Annotated in this window: 12 protein-coding genes and 1 tRNA gene; 7 read left to right on the plus strand and 6 right to left on the minus strand. The window is 62.4% G+C overall.

Annotated features, from left to right (window positions below; translation table 11 throughout):
- The first annotated feature begins 131 nt into the window (after nt 1–131).
- On the plus strand, nt 132–1,091 hold the full coding sequence (locus tag ACEWPL_RS02665) for a hydrogen peroxide-inducible genes activator (RefSeq protein WP_393934718.1): 960 nt from the start codon (nt 132–134) through the stop codon (nt 1,089–1,091).
- 102 nt (nt 1,092–1,193) lie between these two features.
- Nucleotides 1,194–2,156 (plus strand): lipoyl synthase, encoded by a 963-nt coding sequence (gene lipA / locus ACEWPL_RS02670; protein ID WP_393934717.1) that lies wholly within the window; start codon nt 1,194–1,196, stop codon nt 2,154–2,156.
- Here the strand turns inward: lipA and ACEWPL_RS02675 are convergent.
- On the minus strand, nt 2,153–2,806 hold the full coding sequence (locus ACEWPL_RS02675; RefSeq protein ID WP_393934715.1) for a TetR family transcriptional regulator C-terminal domain-containing protein: 654 nt from the start codon (nt 2,804–2,806) through the stop codon (nt 2,153–2,155). The genes lipA and ACEWPL_RS02675 overlap by 4 nt on opposite strands.
- Before the next feature lie 146 nt (nt 2,807–2,952).
- Here ACEWPL_RS02675 and ACEWPL_RS02680 point away from each other — a divergent pair, with 146 nt between their 5' ends.
- Nucleotides 2,953–4,341: an aminotransferase gene (locus ACEWPL_RS02680; protein ID WP_393934713.1), complete on the plus strand. Its 1,389-nt coding sequence runs from the start codon at nt 2,953–2,955 to the stop codon at nt 4,339–4,341.
- Nucleotides 4,342–4,512: 171 nt separating this feature from the next.
- On the plus strand, nt 4,513–5,580 hold the full coding sequence (locus ACEWPL_RS02685; protein ID WP_393934712.1) for an extracellular solute-binding protein: 1,068 nt from the start codon (nt 4,513–4,515) through the stop codon (nt 5,578–5,580).
- Nucleotides 5,581–5,639: 59 nt separating this feature from the next.
- Here the strand turns inward: ACEWPL_RS02685 and ACEWPL_RS02690 are convergent, their stop codons facing one another.
- The 5 genes from ACEWPL_RS02690 to ACEWPL_RS02710 form a co-directional block, all read right to left on the minus strand.
- Nucleotides 5,640–6,410 (minus strand): methyltransferase domain-containing protein, encoded by a 771-nt coding sequence (locus tag ACEWPL_RS02690; RefSeq protein ID WP_393934710.1) that lies wholly within the window; start codon nt 6,408–6,410, stop codon nt 5,640–5,642.
- A gap of 6 nt (nt 6,411–6,416) precedes the next feature.
- Nucleotides 6,417–7,520: an ABC transporter ATP-binding protein gene (locus ACEWPL_RS02695; RefSeq protein ID WP_393934708.1), complete on the minus strand. Its 1,104-nt coding sequence runs from the start codon at nt 7,518–7,520 to the stop codon at nt 6,417–6,419.
- A 2-nt stretch (nt 7,521–7,522) separates the two neighbouring features.
- Nucleotides 7,523–8,359 carry an ABC transporter permease gene (locus ACEWPL_RS02700; protein WP_393934707.1) on the minus strand — a complete coding sequence of 279 codons (837 nt, stop codon included), beginning with the start codon at nt 8,357–8,359 and terminating at the stop codon, nt 7,523–7,525.
- Nucleotides 8,356–9,219 carry an ABC transporter permease gene (locus ACEWPL_RS02705; protein WP_393934706.1) on the minus strand — a complete coding sequence of 288 codons (864 nt, stop codon included), beginning with the start codon at nt 9,217–9,219 and terminating at the stop codon, nt 8,356–8,358. Before ACEWPL_RS02705 ends, ACEWPL_RS02700 begins: the two co-directional genes overlap by 4 nt.
- 64 nt (nt 9,220–9,283) lie before the next feature.
- Nucleotides 9,284–10,483, minus strand: coding sequence for an aromatic ring-hydroxylating oxygenase subunit alpha (locus ACEWPL_RS02710; protein WP_393934704.1), 1,200 nt, complete (start codon nt 10,481–10,483; stop codon nt 9,284–9,286).
- Between the two features lie 278 nt (nt 10,484–10,761).
- Between ACEWPL_RS02710 and ACEWPL_RS02715 the strand changes: the two genes are divergently transcribed.
- The 3 genes from ACEWPL_RS02715 to ACEWPL_RS02725 all read left to right on the plus strand — a co-directional run bounded on the left by ACEWPL_RS02715 (nt 10,762) and on the right by ACEWPL_RS02725 (nt 13,295).
- Nucleotides 10,762–10,836: transfer RNA gene (locus tag ACEWPL_RS02715), tRNA-Asn, on the plus strand.
- A gap of 404 nt (nt 10,837–11,240) precedes the next feature.
- A complete protein-coding gene (locus tag ACEWPL_RS02720; protein WP_393934702.1) occupies nt 11,241–11,543 on the plus strand; it encodes a helix-turn-helix domain-containing protein in 303 nt (100 codons plus the stop codon).
- Nucleotides 11,544–11,582: 39 nt separating this feature from the next.
- The gene (locus ACEWPL_RS02725) at nt 11,583–13,295 is read left to right on the plus strand and encodes a SulP family inorganic anion transporter (protein ID WP_393934700.1); all 1,713 of its coding nucleotides are present in this window, start codon (nt 11,583–11,585) and stop codon (nt 13,293–13,295) included.
- Nucleotides 13,296–13,349 lie beyond the last annotated feature (54 nt).

Here is a 13,349-nt window from a genome sequence, read left to right on the forward strand (position 1 = left end):
GTCCCGGCGCGTCTGTGTCGTTTGTTTTCTCCGCACGGCGGGGGCCGTTTGGAATCATTCCAGATTGATCATGACCGCTACGCGCCATAAATGCAAATTGCAGTTTCTTCTTGTTGCGATAGGATTGCCTTATGAGCGTTACCCTCCGCCAGCTCGCCTATTTTCGCGCCTTGGCCGAGCATCGGCATTTCGGGCGCGCCGCCGCCGCCGTAGCCGTATCGCAGCCTGCGCTGTCGGTGCAGATCCGAGAGCTGGAGGCGACGCTGGGCCAGCCTCTGGTTGAACGGCGCGCGCGCGACGTAGTGCTGACCCCCTTTGGCCGATTGATGCTGACCCATGCCGAGGCGGTGGGCGAGGGCGTGCGGGCGATGGGCGATGCGGCGCGCTGGCATGGCGGGCTTTCGGGGCGGCTCCGCCTTGGCCTCATTCCGACGCTGGCGCCCTATCTGCTGCCCGGTGTGCTGGAGCGGCTGCGCAGCGGCGATATCTCAATGGATGTCTCGGTGCAGGAGGCCAAGACCGACCGGCTGATTGGCGATCTGACCGCCGGACGGCTGGACGCCGCTGTCATGGCGCTGCCGGTCGAGGCCGACGGGCTGATCGCGCGCCCGCTTTTCGAGGATCGCTTCTTGCTGGCCGGCAGCGCCGCGCGGCTGGATGCGCTGCAAAGCGCGGTGCGCACGCTGCGGCCTGACGATCTGGGCGCGCAGCAATTGCTGCTGCTGGAGGATGGTCACTGCCTGACCGATCAGGCGTTGGAGGCGTGCAAGCGGGGCAGGGGACACGGCCAGATCGACATGGGTGCCTCGTCGCTCGCCACGCTCACCCGGCTCGTGGCTGCGGGCTTTGGCCTGACGCTGATGCCGGAACTCGCCGCCGAGGAAGAACTGCGCGGCGCGCCCGGCCTCCGCCTTGTGCGGTTCGACGCGCCCGAGCCGCGGCGCACCATCTGCCTTGTGCGCCGCGCGTCGACCTCGGGCGACGGGTGGTTCGGACAGCTGGCCGAGGTGCTGACGCAAGTGGGGCAGGCGATCACACAAGGCGCCGCCGACGCTTACACGGGACCGCGCGAAATGGGCGGCGCGCGATGAGAGGCGAGACGCCGCACCCGGCAGCTTCGGCTGTGCTGGCAACTGCCGCCGTGCATGCCTATACTCACGCCAACTGACCACACCATTCGCGGGGACCAATTCGTGCGTGATCTGAAAATTCCGGCGCAGCGCCATCCCGAAAAGCAGCGCCGTCCCGACAATGCCCAGCCGAAGAAGCCTGACTGGATCCGCGTCAAGGCGCCGGGCGGGAAGGGTTATGCCGATACCGCCCGCATCATGCGCGACCATAACCTGACCACTGTCTGCGAAGAGGCAGGCTGTCCCAATGTGGGCGAATGCTGGTCCCAAGGGCACGCTACCATGATGATTATGGGCGAGGTCTGCACCCGCGCCTGCACGTTCTGCAATATCGCCACCGGCAAGCCGCCCGAGGACCTGGACGTGTTCGAGCCGGGCCGCGTCGCCGATGCGGTGCAGAAGCTGGGCCTGAATCACGTCGTCATCACCTCGGTCGACCGCGACGATGTCGAGGATGGCGGGGCCGAGCATTTTGCCCAGACCATCCGCGCCATCCGCCACCGCAGCCCCGGCACCACGATCGAGATCCTGACGCCCGACTTCCTCCATTGCGACCCTGCGGTCCTGCAAACGGTCGTCGATGCCAAGCCGGATGTGTTCAATCACAATCTTGAGACGGTGCCCGGTCTCTATCCTTCGGTGCGTCCCGGCGCGCGCTACTTCCACAGCTTGCGCCTCTTGCAGCGGGTCAAGGAAATGGACCCCGAGATTTTCACGAAGTCCGGCATCATGGTGGGGCTGGGCGAAGACCGCGCGGCCGTCCATCAGGTGATGGATGACATGCGCGCCGCCGATATCGATTTCCTGACCATCGGGCAGTATCTGCAACCGACGCCCAAGCACCATGTACTGGACCGGTTCGTCACGCCGGATGAGTTCAAGGCCTACGAAAAGGCGGCTTTCGGCAAGGGATTCCTGATGGTCTCGGCCACGCCGCTGACGCGCTCGTCCTATCATGCAGGCGATGATTTTGCCCGTCTGCGCAAGGCGCGGCTGGCCAAACTGGCAAAGCTCGCGGCGGTTTAATCCGCGACGGCGCGGCGTGCGGCATCCGCCATTTCGGGCACGAGGCGCTCGACAAGTAAAAGCGTTTCGCGCAGGCCTGCCTTGGGGTCATAGCTCTCGGGCAGGACATGCATGCGCTGCCAATAGCCGTCCGAAAGCGTGTCGATCCATTCCGCGATCCGGCTGATATCCTCCTTCGGCGCACCTTGCATCAGGGCCGCGCAAGCCTTGCGCACGGCGTCATTGCGCGCGGCATCGAACTGGGCCGAGATGGCGGCGTAATCAGGCGTGAACTTCTGCTCGCCCCAGAAGGCGAACCAGATCGACAGCGCCTCGGGGTTGCAGATGGAGGGATCGAAATCAGCGCGGATCAGCGCGATCAGGCGATCCTTGGGGTCATTCCCCGCATCTTCCAGCGCCTGCTCCCACGTCGCCTGATAGCGCTGATATTGATCGCGCAGCGCCTCGGTCAGCAGGCCGGCCTTGGATTTGAAGTAGAACACCGCGACGCCCTGCGACAGCTCGGCCTGCGCCGCCACTGTTGCGAGCGTTGTGCGGGCCAGCCCGTTCTGCGCGATCGAGCGCCATGTCGCATCCAGAAGTTGCTGGCGCCGCTTGTCGGCGTTTTCCTTGCGCTCTTTGCGCGGCTTGGCGGTCTGAGGTTTGCTCATCGGGGCACGTCGCTGGGTTGTGGCCTGTTTTAGTAGCGGGCTGGCTTGGCATACACCATAGCAAATTATTTGTTTGAGCGCTCAAAAAAACTTTTACCAGCCCAGCGATGTGCTATGCTCAGGGTAACATCAGCAGGAGACCCGGCATGACCAGCGCGACAATCGCACCCGATCTGACCACTTCGAATGAGCCCGCCACCGAGGAGCTGCATGACTGGGACCGTACCCATCAGTTGCACCCGTGGGCCGCGATGGATGACTGGCGCGGCTACGATCATATGATGGTCGACGCCGCCAAGGGCATCTACCTGTGGGATTCCACGGGCAAGCGCTTCATCGACGGGCCGGGGGGCATGTGGTGCGTCCAGATCGGCTATGGCCGGCAGGAGATGGCGGATGCCATCTCGGCCCAGGTGATGAAGCTGCCCTATACTTCACCCTGGACCACGGTGACCGAGCCTTCGGCGCTCTTGGCCAAGAAGCTGGCCGATCTCGCGCCGGGCGATCTCAACAACGTCTTCTTCACGACCGGTGGCTCGACCGCCGTGGATACCGCCATCCGCACGGTGCACTTCATGAACAATCGCCTCGGGCGCCCGGACAAGAAGATCGTGATCGCCCGCGAAAAGGGCTATCACGGCTCGACTTATCTTGCCTCCTCCGTCACGGGCAAGGAGCGGGACAAATCCCGCTTTGACGTCGAAGAGCGCCTTGTGCGTTTCCTGCCTGACGTCAATCCCTATCGCCGTCCCGAGGGGATGAGCGTTGCCGACTGGTGCGACGAGAAGGTGGCCGACCTGGAGAATATGATCGCCGAGGTCGGCGCCGAGAATGTCGGCGCCTTCATCGCCGAGCCGATCCTTTGCTCGGGCGGCGTCATCATCCCGCCCGAAGGCTATCACAAGCGCACACATGACATCTGCAAGGCGCACGACATCCTCTATATCTCGGACGAGGTGGTCACCGCTTTTGGCCGGCTTGGCCATTGGTTCGCATCGCAGGACGTATTCGGCATCACGCCCGACATCATCACCTGCGCCAAGGGGCTGACTTCGGGCTATCTGCCTCTAGGCGCCTGCATCATTTCGGATGCGGTGATGGAGCGGATGACCGACCCTGATGACGCGGTCCTTTTCGCCAATGGCTATACCTATTCGGCGCATCCCGTTTGCTGCGCCGCTGCGCTGAAAAATATCGAGATCCTCGAGAATGAGGGCATCCTGGACCATGTGCGCCAGATCGCCCCGCATTTTCAGCAGCGTTTGCAGGCGCTGCGCCGGTTCGACATCGTGGGCGACGTGCGCGGTATGGGCCTTTTGGGCTGCATCGAGGGCGGCGCGCGCACGCTCGCGGGCGAGCGTCGGCTGGGCGCGATGCTGGACGAGGTCTGCGAGGAAATGGGACTACTTGTGCGGCCCCTGATCAACATGGCCGTCTTCTCGCCGCCGCTGATCATCACCCGTGCCGAAATCGACGAGATGTTCGATATCCTGGAGCGCGCGCTGGAGGAGGTCGAGAGACGCCTTGCTGCGTAAGAGCGTGAAGATCGCCGGCGCAATACACTGAAATAAAAAAATGGGGCCAATTCGTTTCTGATTGAGCGTTCAGATGAAAACTTGTGTGACGCCGCGTTCCTGTTAGCCTTGATGGCAAGGCCAAGGGCGAAACACGCCCCCCAAAAGAGCCATTCAACAAGGAGAACCTACATGTCTGCCTATCGAAATTTTGCACTTGCCGTCTCATCCGCCGCTCTGGTGGCAGCCGGGGGCGCAGCATTAGCCGCAGATGGCGAATTGACGGTCTTTGACTGGGCCGGCTACGAGGACCCCAACTTTTTCCAGGCCTATATCGACGCCCATGGGGACAGCCCCACATTCGCCTATTTCGGCGACGAAGAAGAGGCGTTTCAAAAGCTGCGCTCGGGCTTTCAGGCGGATACGGCGCATCCCTGCTCGCAATCGGTGCCGAAATGGATGGAGGCGGGCCTGCTCGAGCCGATCGACACCTCGCGCATTGAGCGCTGGGACGAGCTTGAGGCCAGCTTTCGCGATATCGAGGCCTACAAGAAGGACGGCGAGAATTACTTTATCCCCATCGACTGGGGCAATACTGCTGTCGTCTACAATACCGAACTTCTGAGCGAAGAGGACGTCTCGTCCCTTCAGGCCTTTGCCGACCCCGCCCATGCAGGCCGGATTTCGATTGGCGACAATGTCGATGATGCCTATGCGCTGGCCTTTCTGGCAACGGGCGTGACCGACTGGACCCAGGCAACCGAAGAGGAGTTTCAGGCCGCGTCGGATTTCCTGCGCAAGGTGCACCCGAATGTGCGCGCCTACTGGTCCGACGGCTCGTCGCTGGCGCAGCTGATGCAGAGCGGCGAGGTCTATCTTGCCTGGGCCTGGAACGAGACCTATGCCACGATGAGCGCCGAGGGCCATCCCATCGCACTGAAGCGCGACACCGATGAGGGCGCGTCCTCCTGGGTCTGCGGATATACCAAACTGGCAGATGGGCCCGGCTCGGATGACAAGTTCTATGATTTCATTAACGCGTGGCTGGAGCCGCAGTCGGCAGACTATATCGTGACCGCATGGGGCTATGGTCATGCCAACGCCAAGGCGATGAGCGAGATTCCGGCGGAAACGCTGAAATCGGTCGGGCTGGAAAGCAGCGAAGAAATGCGCGATAACACGCTTTGGCAGGCCCCTGTGCCCGCGGCGCTGCGCGAGAAGATGATCGCTGAATTCGAGCTGATCAAGGCGGGCTTCTGAGCCAACCGCAAGATCGCATTGCGAACCGGGCGGGCCCTTCGCGGCCCGCCTTTTGCATCTCACGCGGGTTTGCGGGCGCGGATGTGATGCGGGCAATGTTCGCCCGTCTCCAGCACGCCGATCATGGCGCGCCACGTGACGATGGAGTGGTCGATAAATGCGGCCCCATGCGCGTCGGCCAGCGCATCGCGGCGCGCCTCAAGTAGGGACAGCTCATCGCGGGCGACGTCCAGATACCAAGCGTTGCGATTGATCAGCCTCACATCTTCAAATCCAGCCCCTTCCAGCGCCGCGCGGTAGCGCGCGGGCGAGGCCATTGCGAAATCCAGATCCTCTAGAACCAGATAATCAGCCATCTGCTGCGTCGGCGTGTCCCCGGAGATCATCCAGTCCGAGGCGGCGAACCAGCCGCCGGGCGCAAGGACGCGGAAAGCCTCGCGTGCAAGGGCATCCTTGTCGGGGATGTGGATGATCGAATCCTTGGAGAAAACCACGTCGAACGCGCCGTCCTCATAGGGGAACGGCCCCGGCACAACCTTGTCGATCGTCACGGCGCCACCTGCGCCTGCCGCCGCAATCCGCGCGCGGGCGGCGGCAGCGACATCGTCCTCGACGTCGATCCCGGTCACGTGCGTCGCGCCATGATCGCGCGCCAGCGACAGGGTAATTGCCCCCGATCCGCAGCCGATATCAAGGACGCGCTTTCCGCTCAGATCCAGCCCCTCCAGCACACGCGCCACTTCCTCGGGACCACCCGGCGACAGGTATCCCTCGCCCCAGAGCATTTCCAGAAACGAGATATGACCCTTGTCGTAAAGCGGCTCGGACATGGCGGTTTACTCCAGAAGGATGATGGAATCGGCGCCCCAGCCTACCGTTACGGTGCTGCCCTCGCGGGCAACGGCGCGGCCCGCCGTGTTGCGCATCGAGATGGTCACGGGCGTCTCGGCGCCGGGCAGGGCGACGCTGTAGTAAGTCATGTCGCCATAATAGTCGGTGCCGGTCACGGTGCCCTCCACCTCACGCTCGAACTGGCCGGTATCCTCGCCGGTGATGGTGAACATCTCGGGGCGCACGCCGACGGCGGTGATCTGCGCCGAGGTCAGACCTTCGGGGGCATGGCTGGCGTCAATCTCGACCTTGCCGAGTGCGGGAATATCAAGGTGGAAGGGGGCGCCGTTACCGCCCGTCGCCGTCGCGTCGAGAAAGTTCATCACGCCGATGAAGGACGCCACCTTGCGCGTTGCGGGCCGGCGATACAGCTCCTCGGGCGTAGCGAGTTGCGCGATAATGCCGTCGAAGATGACCGCGATCCGATCGGACATGATCAGCGCCTCTTCCTGGTCATGGGTGACAAGGATGAAGGTGATTCCGAGCGATTTTTGCAGGCGCCGCAGCTCGTGCTGCATCTGGTCGCGGAGCTTCTTGTCCAGCGCCGACAGCGGCTCGTCCAGCAGGATCACTTTGGGCCGCATGACCAGCGCGCGGGCCAGCGCCACGCGCTGCCGCTGGCCGCCCGACAGCTCATGCGCCTTGCGCTGGCCGTAGCCGGCCAGATCGACCATTTCCAGCGCCGCCTCCACCTCGCGCTCCATCTCGCCCCGGCCCAGCTTCTTGCGGGTCAGCCCGTAGCCCACGTTCTCCGCCACATTCAGATGCGGAAAGATCGCGTAGCTTTGAAAGACCATGTTCGTCGGGCGCTGGTTGGCCGGAATGCCCTTCATCGACTTGCCGCCGATCATGATGGTCCCACCCGTCACCTGCTCGAATCCAGCGATCAGGCGCAAAAGGGTCGTCTTGCCACAGCCCGATGGCCCCAGCAGCGAAAAGAATTCGCCCTCGCGGATCGTTGCATTCACGCTTTTGAGGGCGGTGACCGCGCCGAAATTTTTCGACACGTCGCGGATTTCGATCATGGGGGCGACATCGGCTGGCGTCATTTTCAGACCATTCCTTGTGTTGATCCGGCATCCATTCCCTGCCGGCGGGCCGCGCGGCGGCGGAAAATTTCGGCCACGATCAGCAGCGCGACAGAGACCGCCAGCAGGATCGTCCCCAGTGCCATGACCGAGGGCAGGCGCGCGGGAAAGCGCAGTTGGCTCCAGATATAGACGGGCAGGGTGACATCGGTGCCGGTGAGGAAGAAGGCGATGATGAACTCGTCCAGCGAGATGGTGAAGGTGATGAGCAGGCTGGAGATGACGCCCGGCATGATCAGCGGCAGCGTCACACGCCGGAACGTGCCCCAGCGCGTCTCGCCCAGATCGAAGGACGCCTCCTCGAGGCTGGTTTCCATCCCGGCAAAGGCCGAGCTGAGGATGGCGATGGAAAAGGGCGTGCAGATCAGCACATGCCCCGCGACCACCGTCCAGAGAGACAAGGGCATGCCTAGCTGCATCAGCATCACCAAAAGCGCGACCGCTACGATGATCTCGGGCAGGACCAGCGGCAGCATGATGAAACCCATGATGCTTTTCTGCCCCGGAAAGGTGAAATTCGCCGCCGAGCGCGCGGCGCAGGCCCCCAATAGCGTGCTGATCACGGCGGTGCTGATCGCGACGATGGCGGAGTTGCGTACAGCGCCATGCAGGGCGTCGGTGCCCCAGAGCAGGTCGAACCACTTGGTCGTGAAGCCGCTGAGCGGAAAGGCGACGACGGTGGCATCGTTGAACGCAAAGAGCGGCAGCAGCAGGACCGGCGCATAGAGGAAAACCATGTAGACCACGGCATAGACCGCCAGCCACCGGCCCGAGAGATATCTGCCAAACCCGCCCATCATCTGACCTTGCCGCCGAACTTGCGGCCCGCAAAATAGATGCCGACGCTGATCGCGCCCACGACGACCATCGACGACACCGCCAGCGCCGCGCCGAGGGGCGCGTTATTGGCCTTGCCGAACTGGATCTGGATCATGTTGGCCACCATCAGCCCATCCGTTCCACCAACCAGCTTGGGGGTGATATAGTCGCCGACGGTGGGGATCAGCACGATCAGGGTCGAAGCAACGACGCCCGGCATCGCAAGTGGCAGGGTGATCCGAAAGAACCGCCGTAGCGGCCCGTCGCCCAGATCCTCGGCCGCCTCCAAGAGCGAGCGGTCGATCTTCTCCAGCGCGACAAAGATGGGCAGGATGGCGAAGGGCGCCCAGGCATGGGCTAGGGTCAGCACCACCGCGTTGGCATTGTAGAGGATGAAGGTCAGCGGCTCGTCGATGATGCCAAGGTTCATCAGCGCCGAATTGAAGACGCCGTTATAGCCCAGGATCACCTTCCACAGGAACACGCGCAGCAGGTAGCTGGTCCAGAAGGGCACCGTGATCAGGAAAAGCCATAGCGCCTTGCGCGATTTGACGTGGAACGACAGGTAGTAGGCGATCGGAAACGCCAGGATGACCGTTGCCGCCGTCACGATCAACGAAATGCGCAGGCTGCGCCACATCAACACCTGGAAAATGGGTTGCGTCCACGCCTCGCGGTAATTGGCAAACGTCAGCGTCTTGTCGAGATCGAGGTAGTCCTGCGTCCAGAAGCTGAACATCACCACCATCGCCAGCGGTGCCGCCAGCATGACCAGCGCATAGATCAGCGTGGGGCTGATCAGGGTCAGGCCCTGGCGGCTTTGCTGGCTCAGACCGGGCACGATGTCGGCATCTCCCTTGGACAGCCTTCAGCGATACATGGCCTGCATGCAAAGGCAAGCGCGCTCATGGAGCGGCGGTGCCCAAGAGTTCGGCGTTGGTCCGGCTCAGCGTGCCCTCGGGCGGCTCGTCACCGTCCAGGACGGGAAAGAGCTCGCGCAGGGCATCGTGATAGCTGCGCACGCCATACTCCAGATCCGACAGCACGATTCCGTCGAACCCGCTGGAGAACGCGGCCTCCCACGTCCATTCGATCAGCTGCTCATCCTCCTTGCCGGTAATCCGGTCAATGCGCATGGACAGGTAGCGCGCGGCGCGCATCCTGCGGTCTTCGCCCTTGTGGCGATAGGTGCTGCCGCGCTGGACGGTCCTGCCGTTCTCGATGGGGAACTCGTGATAGAAGATCACCGAATCCGGGTAGAGGCCAAAGACGAGGTTGGGGAACATGCCCACATAGAGCCACGCAGCCTTGTGCACATCATCAAGGCGCTCGGGCGGTTGCAGGATCTTGCGATAGTTCTCAACGCTCCAGAGGCGATGCTTGCCTTGCCGGAACTGGCCAAGGGAGCGCGACGTGCCGTTCTCGAACGGCTCATCATGGTAATTATTGCCATAAAGATCATGCAAACCCGGATGGGCCATGGGCACGTGATAGCCCTCATTGTCGACATCGCGCACGCATTTCCAGTTGGCCTCGATCTCGCTGGCCCAAAAGCCATCCTCGGCGGGCACGAGGTTTTCCAGATCATACTGCGCCAGTTCGTCATCGAACCGTGCCATGATCTTGGCCACGCTGGGCTGCGGTCCAGGCTTGAACCGGACAAACACAAAGCCCTGCCAGATCTCCATCTCGATCGGCTTCAGCCCCATTTCGACCGGGTCGAGATCGGGCAGGGATTGCGGCTGCGCCGCACCGCGCAGCGTGCCGTCAAGATTATAGGCCCAGCCGTGGAAGGGGCAGATGATGGCCGATTTGCAATTGCCCGATTGCTCGGCCACGACCCGGCTGCCGCGATGGCGGCAGAGGTTGTGAAAGGCGCGCACCTCCATGTCGCGCCCGCGCACGACCAAAGCGCGCTCACCCACCAGGTCGGATGCGATGAAATCACCGGGATTGGGAACATCGTTGACATGACAGACCACCTGCCAATGGCGCCTGAATAGCTGTTCTTTCTCCGCTTCCAGCATTTCCGGGCTGAAAAAGCTCCACGCGGGCAGTCCCTTGCGGTCCCACTCGTTCGGAATTCGGGTGTCTTGGGTCTCCATGGCGGCCTGGCTCCTTGGTTCGTCGGGCCGAGTATATGGAATTTAAATGAGCGCTCAAACAAAAAATTGCAGAATGGTGATGATGAGACGTCCCTTCAGGCCACTGCCTCACCCCTACACCGATTGCACGCAGCCCTCCGATCATGCTTCAGTCGCCGCCGACGCGGACTTCCGGCCACCATGGAAAGACGCGAATTTACCTGATCCGAAAGAGCCGCATTTTTTTCGAATAACCCACTGGACGCCGTCAGACCGCATTGCTATACGGCACCTCGTGTTCCGGCGTAGCTCAGCGGTAGAGCAGTTGACTGTTAATCAATTGGTCGTAGGTTCGATCCCTACCGCCGGAGCCAGTTTCCCCCAGAAGTTGGCATTATATCAATGTTTTAAGTGACATTGCGTCCCGTCCGGTACACGTTCAGGTACACATGGGGCTTATCTTGAGACCACCCGCGGCGATCAATCCCTCTTTAAAGCCGCAAACTGCCCCAGATACCTTTAGCCAAGCTTTCAAAGCCGCTGTGATATCCGTCCGCGATTGCCGATCGAACTTTCGCGGTCTCACTTACTTGGATTGATCCATGAGAATGTAATCACGCGGAAGAGCAGGGCGTGTTGATAATCATCAATGGATGAGTTTGGGGCGCGTCGAGCGCGCACAGCAGGGCCTCTCTCGCCAAAAAATATCACTTGTGATACGTGAGATATGAGTATAGCCATCTTACCTGCCTACTCTAAGAACGCTGGAGCTTTGCTTATGATCACCTCGGCGCAAATGCGCGCGGCGCGTGCCCTGCTTGGGATCGACCAGAAGACGCTGGCCGAACTGTCCGGTCTCTCGGTGCCGACGATCCAGCGGATGGAAACGGGGCCGGGGAATGTGCGCGGCGTCGTCGACAGTCTCACCAAGGTGGTCGAGGCGCTCGATCTCGCCGGAGTCGAGCTGATCGGCGAGGGCGCGAAAAGCGATGGACGCGGTCGCGGCGTGCGGCTGAAGTCCGCGGACACCTACAGATCAGAACAAGACGCGACTACCGCGACGGCGACCGCCGACACATAGCCGACGATCCCGCCGCCCCCAATTAGGTGCGGCCCAGATATGAAAAACATGATCCCGCAATCTGGCAGCTATGTCAGCTTCACGGATACCTTCATCCCCAAACTCATCACCGTATTGCGCGAGGGCTACGGTCCGCGCGCGCTCAAATCCGACGCCATCGCCGGGCTGACGGTCGCCATTGTGGCCTTGCCGCTGAGCATGGCCATCGCCATCGCGGCGGGCGCGACGCCTGCGCAGGGGCCTTACACCGCTATTGTCGGCGGGTTTCTCGTGTCGATGCTGGGTGGCTCGCGTTTTCAGATCGGCGGCCCGGCAGGGGCGTTCATCGTCCTGGTGGCCGCAACCGTGGCGCAGCACGGAATGGACGGCCTGATCCTCGCCACCTTCCTGTCGGGGGTGATCATGGCGGTGGCGGGATTGCTCCGCCTCGGAACCTACATCAAATTCATTCCGTACCCGGTGACCGTGGGCTTTACCTCGGGCATCGCGGTGATCATCTTTGCCAGCCAGATACGCGAATTGTTTGGCTTGACCCTGACCGAAGAGCCAGGAGAATTACTGCAGAAGCTCCCGGCCCTCTGGAAGGTGCGCGACACCATCAGCTTCGCCGCCGTGGCCCTTTCTCTGGGTACGATCGCCGCCATTCTCTGGCTCCGCCGGACCCGCCCGCATTGGCCTGGCATGCTGATCGCGGTCGGATGTGCGGCGGCGGCCACGGGGGTCATCGGACTGCCCGTGGCGACAATCGGTACGGAATTCGGAGGCATACCCTCATCCCTGCCGATGCCGCGTCTGCCGGAGCTGTCGATGAGCCGGATCGTGGAAGTGATGCCGGCCGCGCTCTCTTTCACGCTCTTGGGGTCCATTGAATCCCTGCTTTCGGCGGTCGTCGCCGATGGAATGACTGGGCGGCGGCATCGCTCCAACTGCGAGCTGGTGGCACAGGGGGTGGCAAATGTCGGGTCGGCGCTTTTCACAGGTTTCTGCGTCACCGGCACCATCGCGCGCACCGCGACCAATGTGCGCGCGGGCGCCCACGGCCCCGTCGCCGGGATGCTGCACGCGGTCTTCCTCCTGCTTTTCATGGTGATCGCGGCGCCGCTCGCCGGTTTTATTCCGCTTGCGTCCCTCGCAGGGGTGCTGGCCGTTGTCGCGTGGAACATGATTGAGAAATCTGCCATCGCCATTCTTTTGCGGTCGGGCCGGGGCGAGGCGACAGTGCTGGCGGTGACCTTCTTCCTGACGATTTTCCGCGACCTGACCGAGGCCATCGTGGTGGGCTTCGCCCTCGGCTCCGTGCTCTTTATCCACCGGATGAGCCGCACGACAGAGGTTGCGACGCACAGGGCCTTTATCACCGGCGATCGGGCGGACAGCGAGAGGACCTATGACGAGCAGACCGCTGCCAATCCCGATGTTGTGATCTATCGTATCACCGGTGTGCTGTTTTTCGGGGCTGCGGCCTCCATCGGCTCGGTGCTCGACCACATCCAGGACAAGCACAAGGCGCTGATCGTGGATTTCTCGAATGTGCCGTTCCTCGATTCTACCGGCGCCAACATGATCGAGGGGCTCGCCCACAAGGCGCAGAAAAACGGCGTCAGCTTGTGGCTGACGGGGACCGGTCAGGACATTCGGCGCATGCTCGCGACCCACGGGCTGAAAAGCCCGCTCGTCCACCATGCCGCGTCAGTCGATGAGGCGCTTGCCGTCTTCCGTGAGGAAGAGAAAGCGCCGAGTGAGGTCGCCTGACGGACTGGGCGCGAATGTCGATGCGCCGCGGGGCAGGGCCGTATCCATTCCGAG

The organism is Roseovarius roseus (assembly GCF_043355935.2).
GTDB lineage: Bacteria > Pseudomonadota > Alphaproteobacteria > Rhodobacterales > Rhodobacteraceae > Roseovarius > Roseovarius roseus.

Coding starts and splice junctions, on each gene's coding strand:
- ACEWPL_RS02700 (WP_393934707.1), bottom strand. CDS start 8,359: ATGATGGGCGGGTTTGGCAGATATCTCTCGGGCCGGTGGCTGGCGGTC.
- ACEWPL_RS02665 (WP_393934718.1), top strand. CDS start 132: ATGAGCGTTACCCTCCGCCAGCTCGCCTATTTTCGCGCCTTGGCCGAG.
- ACEWPL_RS02720 (WP_393934702.1), top strand. CDS start 11,241: ATGATCACCTCGGCGCAAATGCGCGCGGCGCGTGCCCTGCTTGGGATC.
- ACEWPL_RS02675 (WP_393934715.1), bottom strand. CDS start 2,806: ATGAGCAAACCTCAGACCGCCAAGCCGCGCAAAGAGCGCAAGGAAAAC.
- ACEWPL_RS02725 (WP_393934700.1), top strand. CDS start 11,583: ATGAAAAACATGATCCCGCAATCTGGCAGCTATGTCAGCTTCACGGAT.
- ACEWPL_RS02710 (WP_393934704.1), bottom strand. CDS start 10,483: ATGGAGACCCAAGACACCCGAATTCCGAACGAGTGGGACCGCAAGGGA.
- ACEWPL_RS02695 (WP_393934708.1), bottom strand. CDS start 7,520: ATGACGCCAGCCGATGTCGCCCCCATGATCGAAATCCGCGACGTGTCG.
- ACEWPL_RS02690 (WP_393934710.1), bottom strand. CDS start 6,410: ATGTCCGAGCCGCTTTACGACAAGGGTCATATCTCGTTTCTGGAAATG.
- ACEWPL_RS02680 (WP_393934713.1), top strand. CDS start 2,953: ATGACCAGCGCGACAATCGCACCCGATCTGACCACTTCGAATGAGCCC.
- ACEWPL_RS02685 (WP_393934712.1), top strand. CDS start 4,513: ATGTCTGCCTATCGAAATTTTGCACTTGCCGTCTCATCCGCCGCTCTG.